This is a genomic window from Cryobacterium sp. PAMC25264, from assembly GCF_019443325.1.
GTDB lineage: Bacteria > Actinomycetota > Actinomycetes > Actinomycetales > Microbacteriaceae > Cryobacterium.
In genome coordinates, this window is record NZ_CP080383.1 from 2,249,957 (window position 1) to 2,265,968 (window position 16,012).

Consider the following 16,012-nt stretch of genomic DNA (forward strand, 5'->3'; position numbering starts at 1 on the left):
TATTTGCTAGCGCAGGAGAATTCGAACATGAGTAGCACCACCATCGCCGCCGAGCCGTTTGACCTCGATTTGGACGTCTCGACTACGGCGCTCATCATCATCGACATGCAGCGGGATTTCCTGCAGCCGCACGGCTTCGGGGAGCTGCTGGGCAATGACGTGTCCTTGCTGCGCTCGGCAATCGAGCCCACGCGCACGGTACTCGATGCAGCGCGTGCCGCCGACATGCTCGTCGTGCACACCCGCGAGGGCCACCGACCCGACCTCTCCGACTGCCCACCCGCGAAGCTCAACCGGGGCGGCAAGACCTTCATCGGTACGGAAGGTCCGATGGGGCGCATCCTGGTTCGAGGAGAAGAAGGTCACGACATCATTCCCGAGCTCTACCCCATCGAGGGTGAGCCGGTCATCGACAAGCCCGGAAAGGGCGCTTTCTTCGAAACCGACCTGCACATCATCCTGCAGAACCGCGGAATCAAGACGCTCATCGTGTGCGGTGTGACCACAGAGGTCTGCGTGCAGTCCACTGTGCGCGAAGGCAATGACCGCGGTTACGAGTGCGTCGTGCTCGAAGACTGTGTCGGCTCCTACTTCCCGGAGTTCCAGGCCGCCGGTCTCGAAATGATCAAAGCGCAGGGCGGCATCTTGGGCTGGGTCTCCAGCTCGCAGCAGGCGATCGAGGCTATCGCCTCCTAATGACCACCCGCTGGGCGGCCTCGGCATCAACCGACCGCGCAGTGTCGAAGGCTCATCTGGTGCCGTCGTTCGATTGTGACGGCACCATCCACAGTGTCTTCGCCACGTCCTGCAACATCGCCGTCGGGGATGTGCTCGTCACAGTGCACGACGCACAGAAACAGCACACTCCCACCTCGGTGCGGGTTGCTACCGTCGGGGACACGTTGTGGACTCCGATCGTGCGCGTGGGCGACCGGGCCAGTTTTCGATCGGGGTGGCTGTCTTTCGGCAAACACCTTCTGGACCTGCGCCAGGTGCCCATCTGGGCACCTGGCGCCCCAGCCCGTTTCGCGCCACCAGAGGTTGTTCGCCGGCTCCTGGATGAGTTGATCCGGGTTCACGGGGCTCCCCCGTCCCGCAGCTCGTCGGCACTGACGTTCACTCTCGCTCGCGATGTGACCGCCCTCCGCGGCATCGTCACGGCCGGGACCGCCTCCGATTCGCGAACCGACGACCTCGACGTGGTTATCGCACGGCTGATCGGCGCCGGCGAAGGGCTCACCCCCACCGGTGATGATGTGCTCGTCGGGCTCCTGGCCGGGCTTACTCGCGGCGGCCAGACGGCCAAGGCAACGGCCGTCGTCTCCCGCATTGCCGACAGCGTCCTCCGTAACACCCACCGCACCACAGATATCAGCGCGCACTACCTCCGACTCGCAACGCGGGGCTCCTTCAGCGAACCCCTCACAAATCTGGTCGATTCCGTCTTCACCGGTTCCTCGGTTGACGACGTGCACGCCCGCACCCGCGAGGTGTTGAGCGTTGGAGCTACTTCCGGCGCCGACGCTCTCCTGGGTGTGCTTGTCGGTGTGGAAGCCGCACTCGATTTCTCCGATAGTAAGAAGGCCGTATGACCACCCAACAGCACCGCGTATATGCCAACCTGTACAAGGATTCCGTCTCCCTGATGGCCGTTTCTTCTGCCCTGATGGCGGTGCCGGACATCGAGGCAGCCTCGGTTGTCATGGCAACAAACACCAACAGGGAAAACCTTCGGAATGCCGGACTCGCCGACGTCACCGATGCCAAAGTCAACGATCTTCTCGTTGTCGTTCGCGGTGAAGCAACAGCGTGCGAGGAAGCACTCGCGCTCGCCGACAGGCTGTTGGCCGAACAGCCGGTCGATGACTCCGGCGACGGCACCGACAAGGGCCGACCCTCCACCAGCCTCCGACTCGCCGTGGCCGCTGACCCGAGCGCCAACCTGGCCTTGATTTCAGTGCCGGGCCCGTACGCCGCCGCCGAAGCTCTCAAGGCCCTCAAGCTGGGCTTGAACGCGATGATCTTCAGCGACAACATGCCCATCGAGAGCGAGGTCGAGGTCAAGCGGTATGCCACGGACCACGAGTTGCTGGTGATGGGCCCCGACTGCGGTACCGCACTGATCAACGGGATCCCGTTGGGCTTCGCCAACGTGGTTCGCCGAGGCCGTATCGGAGTCGTCGGCGCATCGGGAACGGGGATGCAGGAGATCACCTCCCGAATCCACCAGCTCGGTGCCGGCGTGTCACAGGCCATTGGAACGGGTGGCCACGATCTGTCCAGCCGGGTTGGCGGACTGTCCACCCTGCACTCACTGCGTGCCCTGGGCGCTGACGACGACACCGACGTCATCGTGTTGGTCTCCAAGCCCCCGGCGCCCGAGGTCGCCTCCGTGGTTCTGGAGGTGGCCCGCAACCTGTCCACGCCAGTGGTGGTCATGTTCGTCGGCGCCGGCGACGGCGCAGCCGTGGACGAGCAACTCCACACGGCGTCGACCCTGGCCGAGGCTGCGGATCTCGCCGTGGCCCTCCTCACCGGAACCCCCGCAGAAGCTGGTGCCACTCCGGCCGCTCAGCTCCCCCTCCCTGTGGAGTTGCAGGAGAGACTTCGCGACGCCGCAAGCCGAGTGAGCGACTCGCAACTCTCCCTTCGCGGCATCTACTCTGGTGGCACATTCTGTTACGAGGCCCAGGCGCTCAGCCAGGCGTACGGCATCTACGCCCATTCCAACACTCCGGTCGCGGGTAACCCCGTACTCGAAGACATCTGGACCAGCCGCGAACACACCATCATCGATATGGGAGACGACGACTTCACCCGCGGGCGTCCCCACCCCATGATCGACCCGACCCTCCGCGACGAACGCCTCCTGGCGGAGGCCGAGGACCCATCCGCCGCGGTTCTGCTTTTCGACGTGGTCCTGGGATACGGCGCGGCAGACGACCCGACCAGCCACTTGCTGGAGGTTCTTGAGCAGGCCCGATCGCTGGCCTCGGCCGCTGGGCGTTCTTTGCCTCTGATCGCACACGTCTGTGGCACTGACGAAGATCCCCAGTCCCGCAAAACCGTCGTGGCCGCCCTCGAAGCGGCCGGGGTTTTCGTCTCAGACAGCAACGCCCAAGCCGCACAGATGGCCGGCTTTCTCGTATCGCAGATCGCTGCCTCCGCAAATTCAGGCGAGCTCACCGAGCCCGGAAAGAAGTGAACGTGAAACTATTTACTGAGAACCTCAACGTGGTCAACCTCGGACTGGCCTCCTTCGGCGACAACATCACTCGGGCGGGCGGTACGTCGACGTCACTGGACTGGCGACCCCCCGCCGGCGGTGACGTCGACCTCGGAATGGATCTGGCCCGGCTGATGGCTCATCCCGATGTGGAGCAGGCCAATGCCATCGCCTTCGATCGCTACCTGTCGGCTCAGCCCAGGCTCGTGGACGTGCAGATCGCCCGAGAGGCCATTCCGGCCATGGGCCGGCAACGTCTGATCCTGCACGCAGGGCCCCCCATCGACTGGGCAGACATGTGCGGCCCCATGCAGGGCGCCATCATCGGTGCCATCCTCTACGAGGACTGGGCTGACACACCCGAGCAGGCCGAGAAACTGGCCGAAGACGGCCAGGTGGAGTTCGCGCCCTGCCACCACCACGGCGCCGTGGGTCCGATGGCCGGAGTCATCAGCCCCTCAATGCCGTTATGGGTCGTGGAGAACACCGCCGGCACCAACCGGGCCTTCAGCAACTTCAACGAGGGTCTGGGCAAGGTTCTGCGCTTCGGTGCCAACAGCCCCGAGGTACTGGACCGGCTGCGCTGGATGGGCCACGAACTTTTCGAAAGCGTTCGAGCCGCCGTGCGTGCGCTCGGTGGGCTGGACCTCAAGCCGCTGATGGCGCAGGCCCTGCACATGGGTGACGAGGTGCACAACCGCAACTCGGCCGCGACCGGCCTGTTGTTCAAGCAGCTGGTGCCGGCCCTGCTGGCGGCAGATCTCCTCGCTGAGGCCCTGCGGAAGAGCGTCGAGTTCATAGCGGGGAACGACCACTTCTTCCTGAACCTGTCCATGGCCGCCAGCAAGACCATGCTGGACGCCACCGGTGTGGTGCCGCACAGCTCCATGGTGACCGCGATGTCCCGCAATGGCGTGAACTTCGGGATCCGCCTCGCCAGCACCGGAGACCGGTGGTTCCAGGCGCCCGCCAACCCCGTTGACGGGCTGTTCTTCCCCGGCTACTCCGTCGCCGACGCTGCGGCAGACCTCGGCGACAGCGCCATCACTGAGACGGCCGGGCTGGGCGGTTTTGCCATGGCCGCCTCCCCCGCCATCGTGCAGTTCGTCGGCGGCACGCCGGCCGACGCCACCGAAAACAGCCGGCGGATGCGCTCCATCACATTGGGAACCAACCCTGTGTTCACCCTCCCCGCATTGAACTTCGGCGGCACCGCGGCCGGAATCGATGCCCGCGCCGTGATCGACACCGGAATCCTCCCGATCATCAACAGCGGTATCGCACACAAGGAGGCTGGAGTGGGCCAGATCGGCGCGGGAATCACCACGGCTCCGCTGGAGTGCTTCACCCAGGCCGTCGCCGCGCTCGCCGTCGAGCTGCAGGTTGCCCCGTGAGCGCCGGAATCGCCGTGGTCGCCTTCGGCGGGAATGCCCTGGTTCGTGACGACACCCACCAGTCGATCGCGGACCAGTACGCGACCGTCGTGGACACCGTACCGGCCATCGTCGACATGATCGCGGAAGGCTGGAACGTCGTGGTGACCCACGGAAACGGTCCGCAGGTGGGCTATATCCTGCGACGCTCCGAGCTGGCACGCGACGAGGTGTCGCCGGTACCCCTGGACTACGCCGTCGGCGACACTCAGGGCGCCATCGGTTACATGTTCAGCAAAGCCCTGCACAATGAGTTGGCCCGCCGCGGCCTCCAGCGGCCTGTGGTCTCTGTGGTCACCCAAACCGTGGTCGACAGCCAGGACCCGGCCTTCAGCCGGCCGACCAAGCCGGTCGGCGCGTTCTTCACCGAAGCCGAGGCTCGCCGTCACGAGCGCGAACTGGGCTGGACTGTCGCCCAAGATGGTTCCCGAGGCTGGCGGCGCACCGTTCCCTCGCCGCAGCCGCAGGAGATCGTCGAACTGGAGACGATCCGCTCTCTGGCGACTTCCGGGACTCTCGTCATAGCCTCAGGAGGCGGCGGCATCCCGGTCACCCGGGCAACCGACGGCCAGCTCGCCGGTGTGGAAGCCGTCATCGACAAAGACCGCTCCTCTGCCCTGCTCGCCGTGCAGCTGAAGGCCAATCTACTGGTCATCCCCACCGGGGTGGACCAGGTCGCGATCCACTTCGGCACGCCCCAGGAGCAGTGGCTCAGCCAGCTCTCGCCCGAACTCGCCGAGGAGTACGGCGCGGCGGGACATTTCGGGGAAGGCAGCATGCAACCCAAGGTCGAGGCAATTCTCGACTTTCTGCGGGAGCGACCCATGGCGGCCGGTCTGATCACCTCGCCCGCCTGCATCGCTGCGGCGCTCGAGCGCCGCAGCGGCACCTGGATTGAGAACGACGGCCCGCGCAATGCAGCGGCCGCAAGCCACACCACCAAGGAGAACCAGTCATGACCCAGACCACCCAACTCGCCGTGAACGGCACCCTCATGCGCGGCCTCGTTCTCAACCCCAACCTCATCAATGTGGGTGCCACCTTCGTTCGCGAGGATGAGACAGCACCCTGCTACCGCCTGTGGAGCATCGGCGACCGGCACCCGGCCATGATCCGCACCACCGACGGAAGCGGGACCTCCGTTCTGCTCGAGATCTGGGAGATCCCACTCGCCGGTCTTGCCGATGTACTGGCCAAGGAACCGGCCGGGCTCACCATCGGCAAGGTCCTCCTGGCCGACTCCTCCGAGGTCCTCGGCGTGGTCGGAGAACCGTTTCTCGTGGAAAACCAGCGGGAGATCACCGAGTTCGCGGGATGGCGCCCGTACGTGGACGCCCTCCCCCAGGGGAACTGAGTCGTGTCCCTCAAGGTCGAAGCCCCCGCCGACCGGGGTGCTGCGGCTGCCGGTGCGCCCGGCTACCGCATCGCCCTGATCCTGCTCGGGATCGTCGTCACCCCGGTCATGCTGTCCGCCTCCACCCTGGGCAGTTCACTGCCCCTCGGCAGAGCCGTTTCGGCCATCATCGTGGGCTCGGTCATTCTGCTGGTTGTCGGGGCCACGACCTTGTCCATCGGCCAACACGCGCGTCAGACGACGTACGACATCGTGCGGTTCCCGTTTGGTTCCACGGGTGCAAAGGCGATCAACGTCTTGCTGGCGGTGAGCCTGTTCGGCTGGACGGCGGTCACGGCCAACGGATTCGGAGTCGCCGTTCAGAGCCTGCTCGTCCAGCTCGTCGATGTGACGGTGCCGCTGCCCGTTCTCGTTGTCGTGGGTTGTGTCATCTTTGTGGCCTCGACGGCGTTCGGGTTCAAGATCCTCGGCAATGTCGCGCAGTTCGCCGTACCCGTGATTGCGCTCATCCTGGCTTTCCTGGTCTACCAGGCGTTGAGCTCCGCCGACACGCTGCTGGATCCGGTCGAACCCATTCGCTGGGGCGTGGCCGTGTCATCGGTGGTCGGCACCGCCATTGTTCTGGTCGTTACCGCGGCCGACTTCGGGAGCTTCACCCGCAACCGTCGACAGGCCATCCTGGCTGCTGTTTTCGCCTTCGGCATCGCCTATCCCTGCCTGTACATCGGCGCCGCGATCCCCAGCGCGTTCACCGGCGAGAGCACCCTCATCAATGCCATGTCCGTCATCGCTTCCAGCCTTCCGGCCATCGTGCTGCTGATGGTCGCTGCCGTCACCGCCAACGCCGGAAACATCTTCCAGGGAACGCTGGCCATCTCCACCCTGGTCACTGCGCTACGGAAGTGGCAGATCACCGTCGGGATCGGCGTGGCCGCCGCCATCGTCGGCAGCTTTGACCTCGTGGCCTGGTTGCCGAGCTTCCTGCTCTTCCTGGGAATCGCCGCTCCTCCCGTTGCCGGGATCTTCGTTGCGGACTTTTTCCTGCATCGCCGCACCGGCTACGACAACGCCGTGCTGACCAGCCAGCCCGCGATCAGACTCCAGACCTTCGCTGCCTGGTTCATCGGCTGCGTGATCGGCTACCTCACCGCTTACAACGTCTTCAGCCTCACCGGCATCTCGTCCATCGACTCGATGCTGATCAGCGCGGTGGTCTACGTGGTGGCAAGCAAGGTCATGAAGACAACACGCAACTCGATCGCGAAGTAGAGCCCGCTTCGACTTCGCCGCTACTCCATCGAGAAGTCGGCGAAGTCGAAGCCGGGTGACACTAGGCAGCTCACCAGGGCGTCCTCCTCGCTCGGCACTGTGCGCTGCCAGACATCGGCGGGGATGATCACCTGGCTGCGTTCGTCGCGGAGCAGTCGGCCGCCCAGGATGGCGGTCTCCTCGGATTCCGGCTCGTCGCCGTCGCCGCCCAGTTCGAGCTCCACGGTGCCTTGGCCGTTCCAGATCCAGATCTCACTGGAGGCGACGCGGTGCCACGCGGAGAACTCCCCCGCCGGCAGCAGGAAGTGGATGAGAGTGGCCGCGGGACGAGTGCGCTCGGAGCCGTCGGTATCCGTGAGCGTCACCGGCACGGGTGACGTCCAGGTGCGCCGGTACCAGCCACCTTCCGGATGCGGCTCGAGGCCAAGCTCCACGGCGAGAACCGGGCGCACCAACCGTTCGATGAACTCGCCGGAGGCCGTGCGTCGGGTGGCCAGGCGGGTGTCCGAAGGATTTGTTGTCATCGAGTTTCTCCCGAAGTAGTGGGGGGCGGAGAACGTGGTGTCACACAGACAATCTCTCTGTCTAGCAGCAGTATCGCAGCTAAGAAAAATCCCCAGCGTGGGATGACGCGGTGCCTGTGTCGCACCGTCTCTCTAGGACAGCGCCTGTCGCAACCCCTCCCCCAGCCCGGCGAGCACCAGGAAGATACCCAGCACAAGCACCGTCAACACCGTGATCAGCGGCATGTTGCGCACCAGCCACTCCCGCAGCCGCACCAGGCGCCCGCGCACCACGGCGCCGCCGAACGCATAGGCGAGCACGGGCCCGAGCATCGTGACGGAGGCCAACGCGGTGAACACCCCCACCGACAGCAGGATCCCGGTGGGATCGGTATGCGCGCCCAGGATCACCACACCGGCCGCGGCCGCCATCACCAGGTTCTTCGGCCGGAACGCCGCGTAGCCCACCCCGATCAGGGTGGCCCGGGCCGGGCTCAGCCGGTCGAGCGCCATCAGCCACCGCGGCAGCGGCACCTCCGCGCCTCGCTCGGGCCGGTCGTGCCACTGCACGATGCCCAGCACGATCAGGGCGACACCGAGCAACAGTGGCACCAGCACCTGCAACAAACGGGTGCCGGCCGCCCTGTCGTGCGGCAGCAGCGACGACAGCAGCGCCAGCAGGGTGGCGGAACAGAGCACTCCGATGAACCAGCCGATGCTGAACCCGGCCGCGGCCTTGAAGCCGTCGGGCGCAAGCAGCATCAGCAGCAGGCCTGCCAACGGCAGCGGGCTGAGCGCGATGGTCAGCGCCAGCGGCAGCAGCTGCCCCCACTCGGTCATGCCCGCTCCTCACCGGCCTCTACTGCAGGGACGAGGTCAGTCTGGCCAGGTTGTCGAACACCTTCGCACCCACAGGCCGGTCGAGCCAGTCGGCCAGCTCGACCCGACGGCTGTTGGACCGGTATTCGTCCTGCACCGCCCGCATCCGCTGCACGAATTCGGCGCCATGAACGAGCACCGACACCTCCATGTTCAAGCTGAACGAGCGGATGTCCATATTGCTCGACCCCACCACCGCCACGTCGTCGTCGATGGTGAAGTGTTTCGCGTGCAGCACCGTGGGCTCCCGGTAGAGGTAGATGGCCACGCCGGCACGCAGCAGCTCCTCGTAGTACGAACGCTGGGCGTGATAGACCAGCGCTTGATCGCCGATGGCCGACGCGAACAGCTCCACCTGCACGCCGCGGGACGCGGCCGTGACAATGGCCAGCATGGTGGATTCCTCGGGCACGAAGTACGGGCTGGTGATGCTCACCCGGCGTTCGGCCTTGTGGATGAGCATCGCGTAGAGCTTGAGGTTGTTGTCGTTGTCGAAGCTCGGTCCGCTCGGCAGCACCTGGGCGTCGAGCAGGTCTGTGGCGGCCGGCAGCACCACCGGGCTGGTGTCGATGCGGAGCATCTCGTCGGTCTCGCTGTACCAGTCGGCCAGGAAGACCGCGTTGAGCTCCCGCACGGCCGGCCCCTCAAGGCGCATCATCAGCTCGTGCCAGTGCAGCCCGCGCTTGAGGTTGCCGGGCTTGAGGTAGGTGGAGTCGATCATGTTCTGGGAGCCGGTGAACCCGACCCGCCCGTCGACGATGAGCAGCTTGCGGTGGTTGCGCATGTCGGGGCGGCGCCATTGGCCGCGCCAGAATCGCAACGGCAGCAGCGCCCGCCACTCCGCGCCTATCTCCGCGAAGGCGGCGATGGTCTCCTTGCGGCGCGGCAGCATCAGGCAGGCCAGGTAGTCGGAGAGCACGTGCACCGAGACGCCGCGCTGGATGGCCCGGGCCAGGGCGTCGAAGAACGGCTGGGTGACGGTGTCGAGCACCAGGATGTAGAACTGCACGTGCACGAACTCGGTCGCTTCGTCGACGGCCGCGACCATGCTGGCGATCGACCCCTCGTAGTCGGGCAGCAGCTCGATGCGGTTGCCGCCCACCATCGGCAGGGCGCCGAGGTTGCGGTTCAGCCGGGCCGCAGAGCCGAGCCACTCCGGCCACTCCTCGCGATGACTGACCTGATCGAGCCCGTCGGTGCGCGCCAGGATCAACTCGTTCACCTCGCGCTGCTTCTCACGGCGGGAGCGCGGCAACCGGCCCACGCCGATCAGCAGGAAGACCAGAGCGCCCAGATACGGGATGAAGATGATCGCCAATACCCAGGCGATGGCCGCGGAGGGGCGCCGGTTGGCGGAGAGATACACCGTGGCGATGAACACGATCACGGCGTGCAGCGCCACGAGCAGCAGCGTGCCGGCCTGGACATCCACCATCCGCTCCTCCCATCGCTCTGACGTATCAGGGTGACTCGACGTGAACGTACACCTCCTCGACCCACGCGCGGGCCACGCCGTTGCCCCGGTGTGCGGGTCGCACTAGATTGCGTTGTGCGGCGAGCGCCGCACTCGGCAGCACACCGCGGCCGAGCGCTCCGCCGGCACACTCGTCGAAGAGGTGATCCAATGGCCATGCACTCCCCCGTGCGACAGCTGCTGACCGCGGCGGCCGTGCTCCTGGTTCTGGCCGGATGCACCGTGCTCACTCCCAACGCGTCGTCGTCACCCAGCCCCGGACAGTCCGGCTCGCTGCAGCCCGGAGCCCTCGTGGGCACCTGGGTGCTCGATCGCACGTTCGACAGCCCGGAGCAGCCCTACGTCTCGTTCGTGCAGGACAACACCTGGAGCGCTTCTGACGGCTGCAACCGGGTGCAGGGCACCTGGACGCTCGCAGCCGACGGGAGCCTCCGCACGACGTCGGGCCCGCAGACGTTGATGGCCTGCGACGGAGCCCAACTGCCGTTGGCGGTCAGCCGCGGCACCTCGGTGGAGGTGAACGGCGACACCCTCGTCATCCACAGCTCGTTCGACTCGACCGAGACCACACTGGTGCGTTCCACCGACCCAACCGTGGGCCCGCAGGGGCTGCCGATCGGCTACTGGGTCGAATCCAACACCCCCACGGCACCGTTCTTGTCGATCCAGGCCGACGGCACCTACTCGGGAAACGACGGCTGCAACGCACTCACCGGCAGCTGGGAGCAGGCCGACGACGACGCCATCCGTTTCACCGGAGGCGCCCAGACGCTGCGGGCCTGCGAGGGTGTGGATCAGTGGCTGAGCCAGGCCGCCCAGGGCAGGGTACGGGCCGGGGTGATGACCCTGCAATCCGCCGACGGCACCACGATCGGGCAGCTGACCGCCCGGTGAGGCGCGGGTCGGCCCGGGACACTACGGAAAGGAACGAACGATGGGCGTCTACCCGATCACCATCATCGTCATCCTCGCCGGTGCCGTCGCACTGGTCTTCCTGCTGAGGCTGGGCATCCGGCAGAACGCCGCGGCGGCGGCGGTCGACCCCGACCCCGACGCCACCAGCGCGCTGTCGGTGCTGAGCTTCATCGTGGCTCTGATCCTGCCGGTGATCGGGGTGATCCTGGCACATGTGACGCTCGCGCGCATCGCCGAGGGCCGGGCCACCGGCCGGGCGTTTGCCTACGCGGCCCTGTGGGTGGGTTACCTGCTGATCGCCCTCGAACTGGCGGTGATCATCTGGGCGTACCAGAGCAACTACTGGCAATAGCGCATGCGTCGGCCGAGCGGAACCGGATCAGTACCAGTTCACGGCCTGAGAGTGCGACCACGCGGAGCACGGCGTGCCGTAGGCGGACTTGATGTAGTCCAGGCCCCAGGAGATCTGCGTGGTGGCGTTGGTGGCCCAGTCGGAACCGGCCGAGGCCATCTTGCTGCCGGGCAGCGCCTGCGGGATGCCGGTGGCGCCGCCGCTGTTGTTGTAGGCCGTGTACGACCAGCCGGATTCCTTCTGCCAGAGCTGGCTCAGGCAGGAGAACTGGGCGTCACCCCAGCCGTAGCGGGAGGCAGCAAGGCTGGCAGCGGTCGCCTTGGCGCCGGAGGGGGTGTTGCCCGCGGCCAGGGCCTCGGCGGCAGCCTGGGCTTCCGCGGCGGCCTGCGCTTCGGCGGCGGCCTGCGCGGCCGCGGCTTCCACTGCGGCCCGGTCGGCCTCGGCCGTGGCGGCCTGCACGGCGGCCGCCTGCTCCTTGACCTGGGACGTGAGCTGGGAGACGTCCTCGAGCGGCAACGAGATGTAGTCGGAGAGGGAGGCGGTGGTGCTGGACAGGGCGGACGCATCCACCTTGTTCGCGGCCGCGTCGAGCGCGGTGTCGGCTTCGTAGAGGGCAACGGATGCGGCCAGGTGAGTCTTGCTGACCTCGGCGGCATGGGCGGCGGCGCGTTCATCGCGCACCTGCTGGGCCTGCTGTTCCTGTTCGGCTACCGCGGACTGCACGGTGAAGCCGGTACCGGCCACGACTCCGGCGAGCACGAGCCCGCCGGCGAGGAGGGTGAGGCGCTTGGTGCGCGGCCGGCGGGTCTTCCGGGCGGCGCGGGTGGACAGTGCAGCGAGGTTCGGGGTGGTGCTGGTGTTCTCGGGTGTGCTGTTTTCAGGCTTGGAGTTCATAGGGTTTGTGGGGCGCATAAGCTTCCGGTCGGGTGAGTGCGCGCCGGATGGGCGGCAGAATCACAGAGAGGTGGGGCCGACGCGCGCGGGTCGGCGCAGGCAAGTCGCCCATCCTGCACAAAGTTTCTGCATGAATCCTCATATAGTTCTGGCAATCCCATGTGAACGCATCTTCTCGCCGTTGCCGCCCCACCGCCAAGGTCGGTCATCGAATGCCCGGTCAGCGCGCAATCTGCGGGGGCCCGTGGAGCGCGCCCGGGTTGCGCTCCTGGAGTAGCGTTAAAAGATGCCCACTCCAGATGAGACCACCCCGACAGACCACGAGGCCGCCGATCAGGCCGCTGCCGACCACGCTGCGCCGGCCGCGGCATCCACCAGCGTGGCGCGCCTGATGGCCGCCATCGAGAGCATCAACGCGATCGAGGTCATCAACTCCCCCGTCGACGACCAGTCCGCGTTGCTGCAACTGCTCGATGTCACCACCGACGACCAACGCTCCAACATGCTGTTCGCCCTGCTCCTGGAGCGCATGCGGGCCAAGCCCTGACGCCCGCTCCCTCTCGCGAACCGCCCCCTCTCGCGAACTGTGAGTAAAGCCCCAAAATCCCCCCCGATTCTGGTGCTTTACTCACAGTTCGCGGGAGGGTCAGGGCGCGCAGGGCGCGTGCAGGGGGTGTGCATAGGATGGCGGGATGCGCGCACTCGTCGTCACCGTTCCCGGGGGCCCGGAGGCCCTCACCCTGCAGACCGTTCCCGACCTCACCGTCGGTGCCGGCGACATCCGGATCGAGGTTGCCGCCGCCGGGGTCAACCGGGCCGACGTGCAACAGCGGCTCGGGCTCTACCCCTCCCCGCCGGGCTCCCCCGCCTGGCCCGGCCTCGAGGTGTCGGGCATCGTCGCCGAGATCGGCACAGCCGTGACCCGTTTCGCCGTGGGCGACCGGGTTTGCGCCCTGCTGGCCGGCGGCGGATACGCCACCGAGGCCGTGGTGCACCAGGACCTGGCCCTGCCGGTGCCAGCCGCCCTCGATCTGGTCGACGCGGCCGCCTTGCCGGAGGCGCTGGCCACGGTGTGGTCGAACGTCTTCATGAGTGCCGGGCTCACGGCCGGACAGACCCTTCTTGTGCACGGCGGCGCCAGCGGCATCGGCACCACGGCGATTCAGCTGGCCCGACTGGCCGGCGCGCGCGTGCTCGTGACGGCCGGGTCGGCCGAGAAACTCGCGGTGTGTGGGGAACTGGGCGCTGAGGTGCTGATCAACTACCGGGAGCAGGACTTCGTGGCCGAGGTACTCGCGGCAACCGGCGGGCACGGCGCCGACGTGATCCTGGACATCATGGGCGGCTCCTACGCCGCCCGCAACGTGGCGGCGCTGGCCCTGGGCGGCACCATCATGGTGATCGCGAACCAGAGCGGCGAAGACGCCGTGTTCAACCCCTTCCACCTCATGCAGAAGCGCGGCCGGTACTGGGGCACCACCCTGCGGGCCCGCCCCGCGGTGGAGAAGGCGGCCATCATGGCCGAGCTGCAGGCCGTGGTGTGGCCGTGGCTCGAGTCCGGCGGACTGCGTCCTGTGGTCGACAGCCGTTACTCCTTCGCCGACGCGGCGGATGCGCACCGGCGGCTCGAGGCATCCGCTCACGTGGGCAAGATCGTGCTGGTGCCGTAGGACGACCGGTCAAGCGACGGTTGCGGCCAGTCCTACCCGGTTGCGACCGGCGGCCTTGGCCTCGTAGAGGGCGGCGTCGGCGCGCCCGAGCCAACGCGACACACTCTCGCCGCGCTTGAGCAGCGCCACGCCCACGCTCGCGGTGCAGCGCAGCCCGCTGGTCACGACGCCCCACGGGTGGCTGCGCACTTCGCCGAGCAGCCGTTCGCAGATCTGCGTGGCCTGGTCGATGGAGGTGTTGCCGAGCACGAGCAGGAATTCCTCGCCGCCGACCCGCACGGCCAGGTCGGTCTCCCGGCTGGCCGCGCCGAGGATGCCCGCCATGGTGGTGAGCACTCGGTCGCCGGCCGCGTGCCCGTGCTCGTCGTTGACCTCCTTGAAGTGGTCCATGTCGATCATGACGGCGCAGAGCGGCTCGGCCCGGTCGAGCGCGCTGCGCATCATGGCGGGCAACTGCCGGTCGAGCGCCCGCCGGTTGGGCAGCCGGGTGAGCGGGTCGGTGTTGGCCTGTTCGTCGAGTTCTTCGGCGCGGATGCGTTGCATGTCGGCTTCGAGCTGCGATCGCTGCGCCTCGTGGCGGGCCTGTTCGATCTCGAGCGAGTTGATCAGCATGCGCGACTGTAGCCCGGCAGTCTGCCGGGTGAGGCCGAGCATCAGCACGTGCAGTTCCTCGTGGTGCCGCAGCGCCTCCTCGAACCGGCCGGCGTTGCGGTGCATCTCGTAGAGTTCCCGGTTCAGCCGCACGTTGAGCGCGGCATCCTCGGCGATGGACGGGTCGGCGAGCTGGGCGTTCATCATGTCGCAGGCGAGGTCGAGCCGGCCCTCGGCGCGGGCCACCTCGGCTAGCTGCACGTCGTTGTTGACCACGAGATTGCGATAGCCGTTGGTGATGGCGATGGTCTTGGACCGCACGGCTTGACGGCGGGCATCCGCGTACTCGCCGAGTTCGATGAGGATGTCGACGAGGTTGGTGCGTGCGATGGTCTCGTAGAAAGCGTGCCGTTGCTGCACGGCCAGCGCCACGGCGGCAAGCGTGAGGGTGAGGCCGTCCTGCAGAGTCTCGGTGGTGCTCTCGCCCCTCGCCCGCTGCCCCCGGGCGATCTCCAGGCAGGCGTCGCCGAGGTTGTTGCGGGACGCGAACCGGGCCTCGGGGTCGTCGAGGGTGTCGGCCAGCGCTATCGCCTGCTGGCCCAGCTCGATGCTGCGTTCGGCATCGCCGAGCGCCTGATGCACCATCGACGACCGCGACAGCGCCCAGAACTCCGCCGTACGGCTGCCGCAGGCGCGTGCCGCCTCGAGGGCACCGAGCACATGGCTGAGCGCCGGCTCTTCGAGCGCGGTCTCGTGGAAGGCCAACGCCAGGGTGCAGTGCACGTTCGACTGGCCCAGAAGATCGCCGCTGGCGGTGAGGTAGTCCAGGGCCAGCAGGCCGTGACGAACGGATGCCTCGAACTCGCCCAGCCGTAACCGGTGTCCGGAGAGCAGCTGCCGGGCCCTGGCCTCCTGGGCCGGGGTGATGAACGGGTCGGTGAGAACCTGTTCGGCCTGGGCCGCGCCCACGATGTGCTGACCGTCCCGGTTGGCCGTCGCGCTGTCTTCGAGCAGCCGATCGATCGCCATGCGGCGGGCCGGCGCCGTGGTCAGCCCGGGAGCCGGCGGAACCGGGACCGGAAGCTCGGCGGAGTCGACCGGAAGCGGTAGGTCGGCCAGCTCGACGAACCCGCCGGGCAGGTCTACGTCACGGCCGCCGTCCGCTGGCAGGAGGTCGGCGATGCCGTCGGCCAGCGCATCGGCCGCGGCCAGCGCCTCATCGGGAGTGGAGTCCTCGGCGGGCACTGTCGTTCCGGAGGGAAGAGGGGCGACGGAGTTGCTCGGGGTCGTCATCGGACGACCGGTGGTGTCTGTGGGTCCGGCCCCGGCTCGTGCCCGTACGCCGGGGTGCGGGAGGGGGCAGATGAGCACAGGCTGAGCGCACCGCCCGCTCGTCTCGGCGGGAAGCGAAGTGATGGTACGCCAAATGCGATCACGGCTCAGTCCCCAAAC

General features: G+C 67.3%; 16 protein-coding genes. 11 read left to right on the forward strand and 5 right to left on the reverse strand.

Translation table 11 applies throughout. The features are described 5' to 3' along the window. Positions 1 to 27: 27 nt before the first annotated feature. From KY500_RS10365 to KY500_RS10395, 7 genes are read left to right on the forward strand one after another with little or no spacing between them, the layout of a single operon-like run. Entirely contained in the window at positions 28 to 696 is a 669-nt protein-coding gene (locus KY500_RS10365; RefSeq protein ID WP_219900497.1) for a cysteine hydrolase family protein, read from the forward strand. Continuing rightward, entirely contained in the window at positions 696 to 1,592 is an 897-nt protein-coding gene (locus tag KY500_RS10370; RefSeq protein WP_219900498.1) for a DUF2877 domain-containing protein, read from the forward strand. The genes KY500_RS10365 and KY500_RS10370 overlap by 1 nt, the downstream gene beginning before the upstream one ends. Beyond that, a complete protein-coding gene (gene fdrA / locus KY500_RS10375; protein ID WP_219900499.1) occupies positions 1,589 to 3,205 on the forward strand; it encodes an acyl-CoA synthetase FdrA in 1,617 nt (538 codons plus the stop codon). The genes KY500_RS10370 and fdrA overlap by 4 nt, the downstream gene beginning before the upstream one ends. Before the next feature lie 2 nt (positions 3,206 to 3,207). Continuing rightward, a complete protein-coding gene (locus KY500_RS10380; RefSeq protein WP_255579172.1) occupies positions 3,208 to 4,620 on the forward strand; it encodes a DUF1116 domain-containing protein in 1,413 nt (470 codons plus the stop codon). Then, the gene (locus KY500_RS10385) at positions 4,617 to 5,618 is read left to right on the forward strand and encodes a carbamate kinase (RefSeq protein ID WP_219900500.1); all 1,002 of its coding nucleotides are present in this window, start codon (positions 4,617 to 4,619) and stop codon (positions 5,616 to 5,618) included. Before KY500_RS10380 ends, KY500_RS10385 begins: the two co-directional genes overlap by 4 nt. Continuing rightward, positions 5,615 to 6,013, forward strand: coding sequence for a hypothetical protein (locus KY500_RS10390; protein WP_219900501.1), 399 nt, complete (start codon positions 5,615 to 5,617; stop codon positions 6,011 to 6,013). The genes KY500_RS10385 and KY500_RS10390 overlap by 4 nt, the downstream gene beginning before the upstream one ends. Before the next feature lie 3 nt (positions 6,014 to 6,016). After that, positions 6,017 to 7,282, forward strand: coding sequence for a cytosine permease (locus tag KY500_RS10395; RefSeq protein ID WP_219900502.1), 1,266 nt, complete (start codon positions 6,017 to 6,019; stop codon positions 7,280 to 7,282). 20 nt (positions 7,283 to 7,302) lie between these two features. On the opposite strand, the gene KY500_RS10400 is transcribed toward KY500_RS10395, so the two are convergent. From KY500_RS10400 to cls, 3 genes are all read right to left on the reverse strand, one after another. Further along, positions 7,303 to 7,806: a cupin domain-containing protein gene (locus tag KY500_RS10400; RefSeq protein ID WP_219900503.1), complete on the reverse strand. Its 504-nt coding sequence runs from the start codon at positions 7,804 to 7,806 to the stop codon at positions 7,303 to 7,305. A 132-nt stretch (positions 7,807 to 7,938) separates the two neighbouring features. Beyond that, entirely contained in the window at positions 7,939 to 8,625 is a 687-nt protein-coding gene (locus KY500_RS10405) for a GAP family protein (protein ID WP_219900504.1), read from the reverse strand. 19 nt (positions 8,626 to 8,644) lie between these two features. Continuing rightward, on the reverse strand, positions 8,645 to 10,099 hold the full coding sequence (gene cls, locus KY500_RS10410; protein WP_219900505.1) for a cardiolipin synthase: 1,455 nt from the start codon (positions 10,097 to 10,099) through the stop codon (positions 8,645 to 8,647). 189 nt (positions 10,100 to 10,288) lie between these two features. Between cls and KY500_RS10415 the strand changes: the two genes are divergently transcribed. Both KY500_RS10415 and KY500_RS10420 read left to right on the forward strand, forming a co-directional pair. Next, positions 10,289 to 11,032 carry an META domain-containing protein gene (locus KY500_RS10415; RefSeq protein WP_219900506.1) on the forward strand — a complete coding sequence of 248 codons (744 nt, stop codon included), beginning with the start codon at positions 10,289 to 10,291 and terminating at the stop codon, positions 11,030 to 11,032. A 40-nt stretch (positions 11,033 to 11,072) separates the two neighbouring features. Continuing rightward, on the forward strand, positions 11,073 to 11,405 hold the full coding sequence (locus KY500_RS10420) for a DUF4190 domain-containing protein (RefSeq protein ID WP_219900507.1): 333 nt from the start codon (positions 11,073 to 11,075) through the stop codon (positions 11,403 to 11,405). Between the two features lie 27 nt (positions 11,406 to 11,432). Here the strand turns inward: KY500_RS10420 and KY500_RS10425 are convergent, their stop codons facing one another. Next, entirely contained in the window at positions 11,433 to 12,299 is an 867-nt protein-coding gene (locus KY500_RS10425) for a phospholipase (RefSeq protein WP_255579174.1), read from the reverse strand. Positions 12,300 to 12,585: 286 nt separating this feature from the next. Between KY500_RS10425 and KY500_RS10430 the strand changes: the two genes are divergently transcribed. Together KY500_RS10430 and KY500_RS10435 are read left to right on the forward strand one after the other, a co-directional pair. Continuing rightward, on the forward strand, positions 12,586 to 12,846 hold the full coding sequence (locus KY500_RS10430; protein ID WP_219900508.1) for a hypothetical protein: 261 nt from the start codon (positions 12,586 to 12,588) through the stop codon (positions 12,844 to 12,846). 145 nt (positions 12,847 to 12,991) lie between these two features. Beyond that, complete coding sequence (locus KY500_RS10435; RefSeq protein ID WP_219900509.1) at positions 12,992 to 13,969, forward strand: NAD(P)H-quinone oxidoreductase; 978 nt, start codon at positions 12,992 to 12,994, stop codon at positions 13,967 to 13,969. A 9-nt stretch (positions 13,970 to 13,978) separates the two neighbouring features. Here the strand turns inward: KY500_RS10435 and KY500_RS10440 are convergent, their stop codons facing one another. Beyond that, positions 13,979 to 15,853, reverse strand: coding sequence for a diguanylate cyclase (locus tag KY500_RS10440; protein WP_219900510.1), 1,875 nt, complete (start codon positions 15,851 to 15,853; stop codon positions 13,979 to 13,981). Between the last annotated feature and the right edge of the window lie 159 nt (positions 15,854 to 16,012).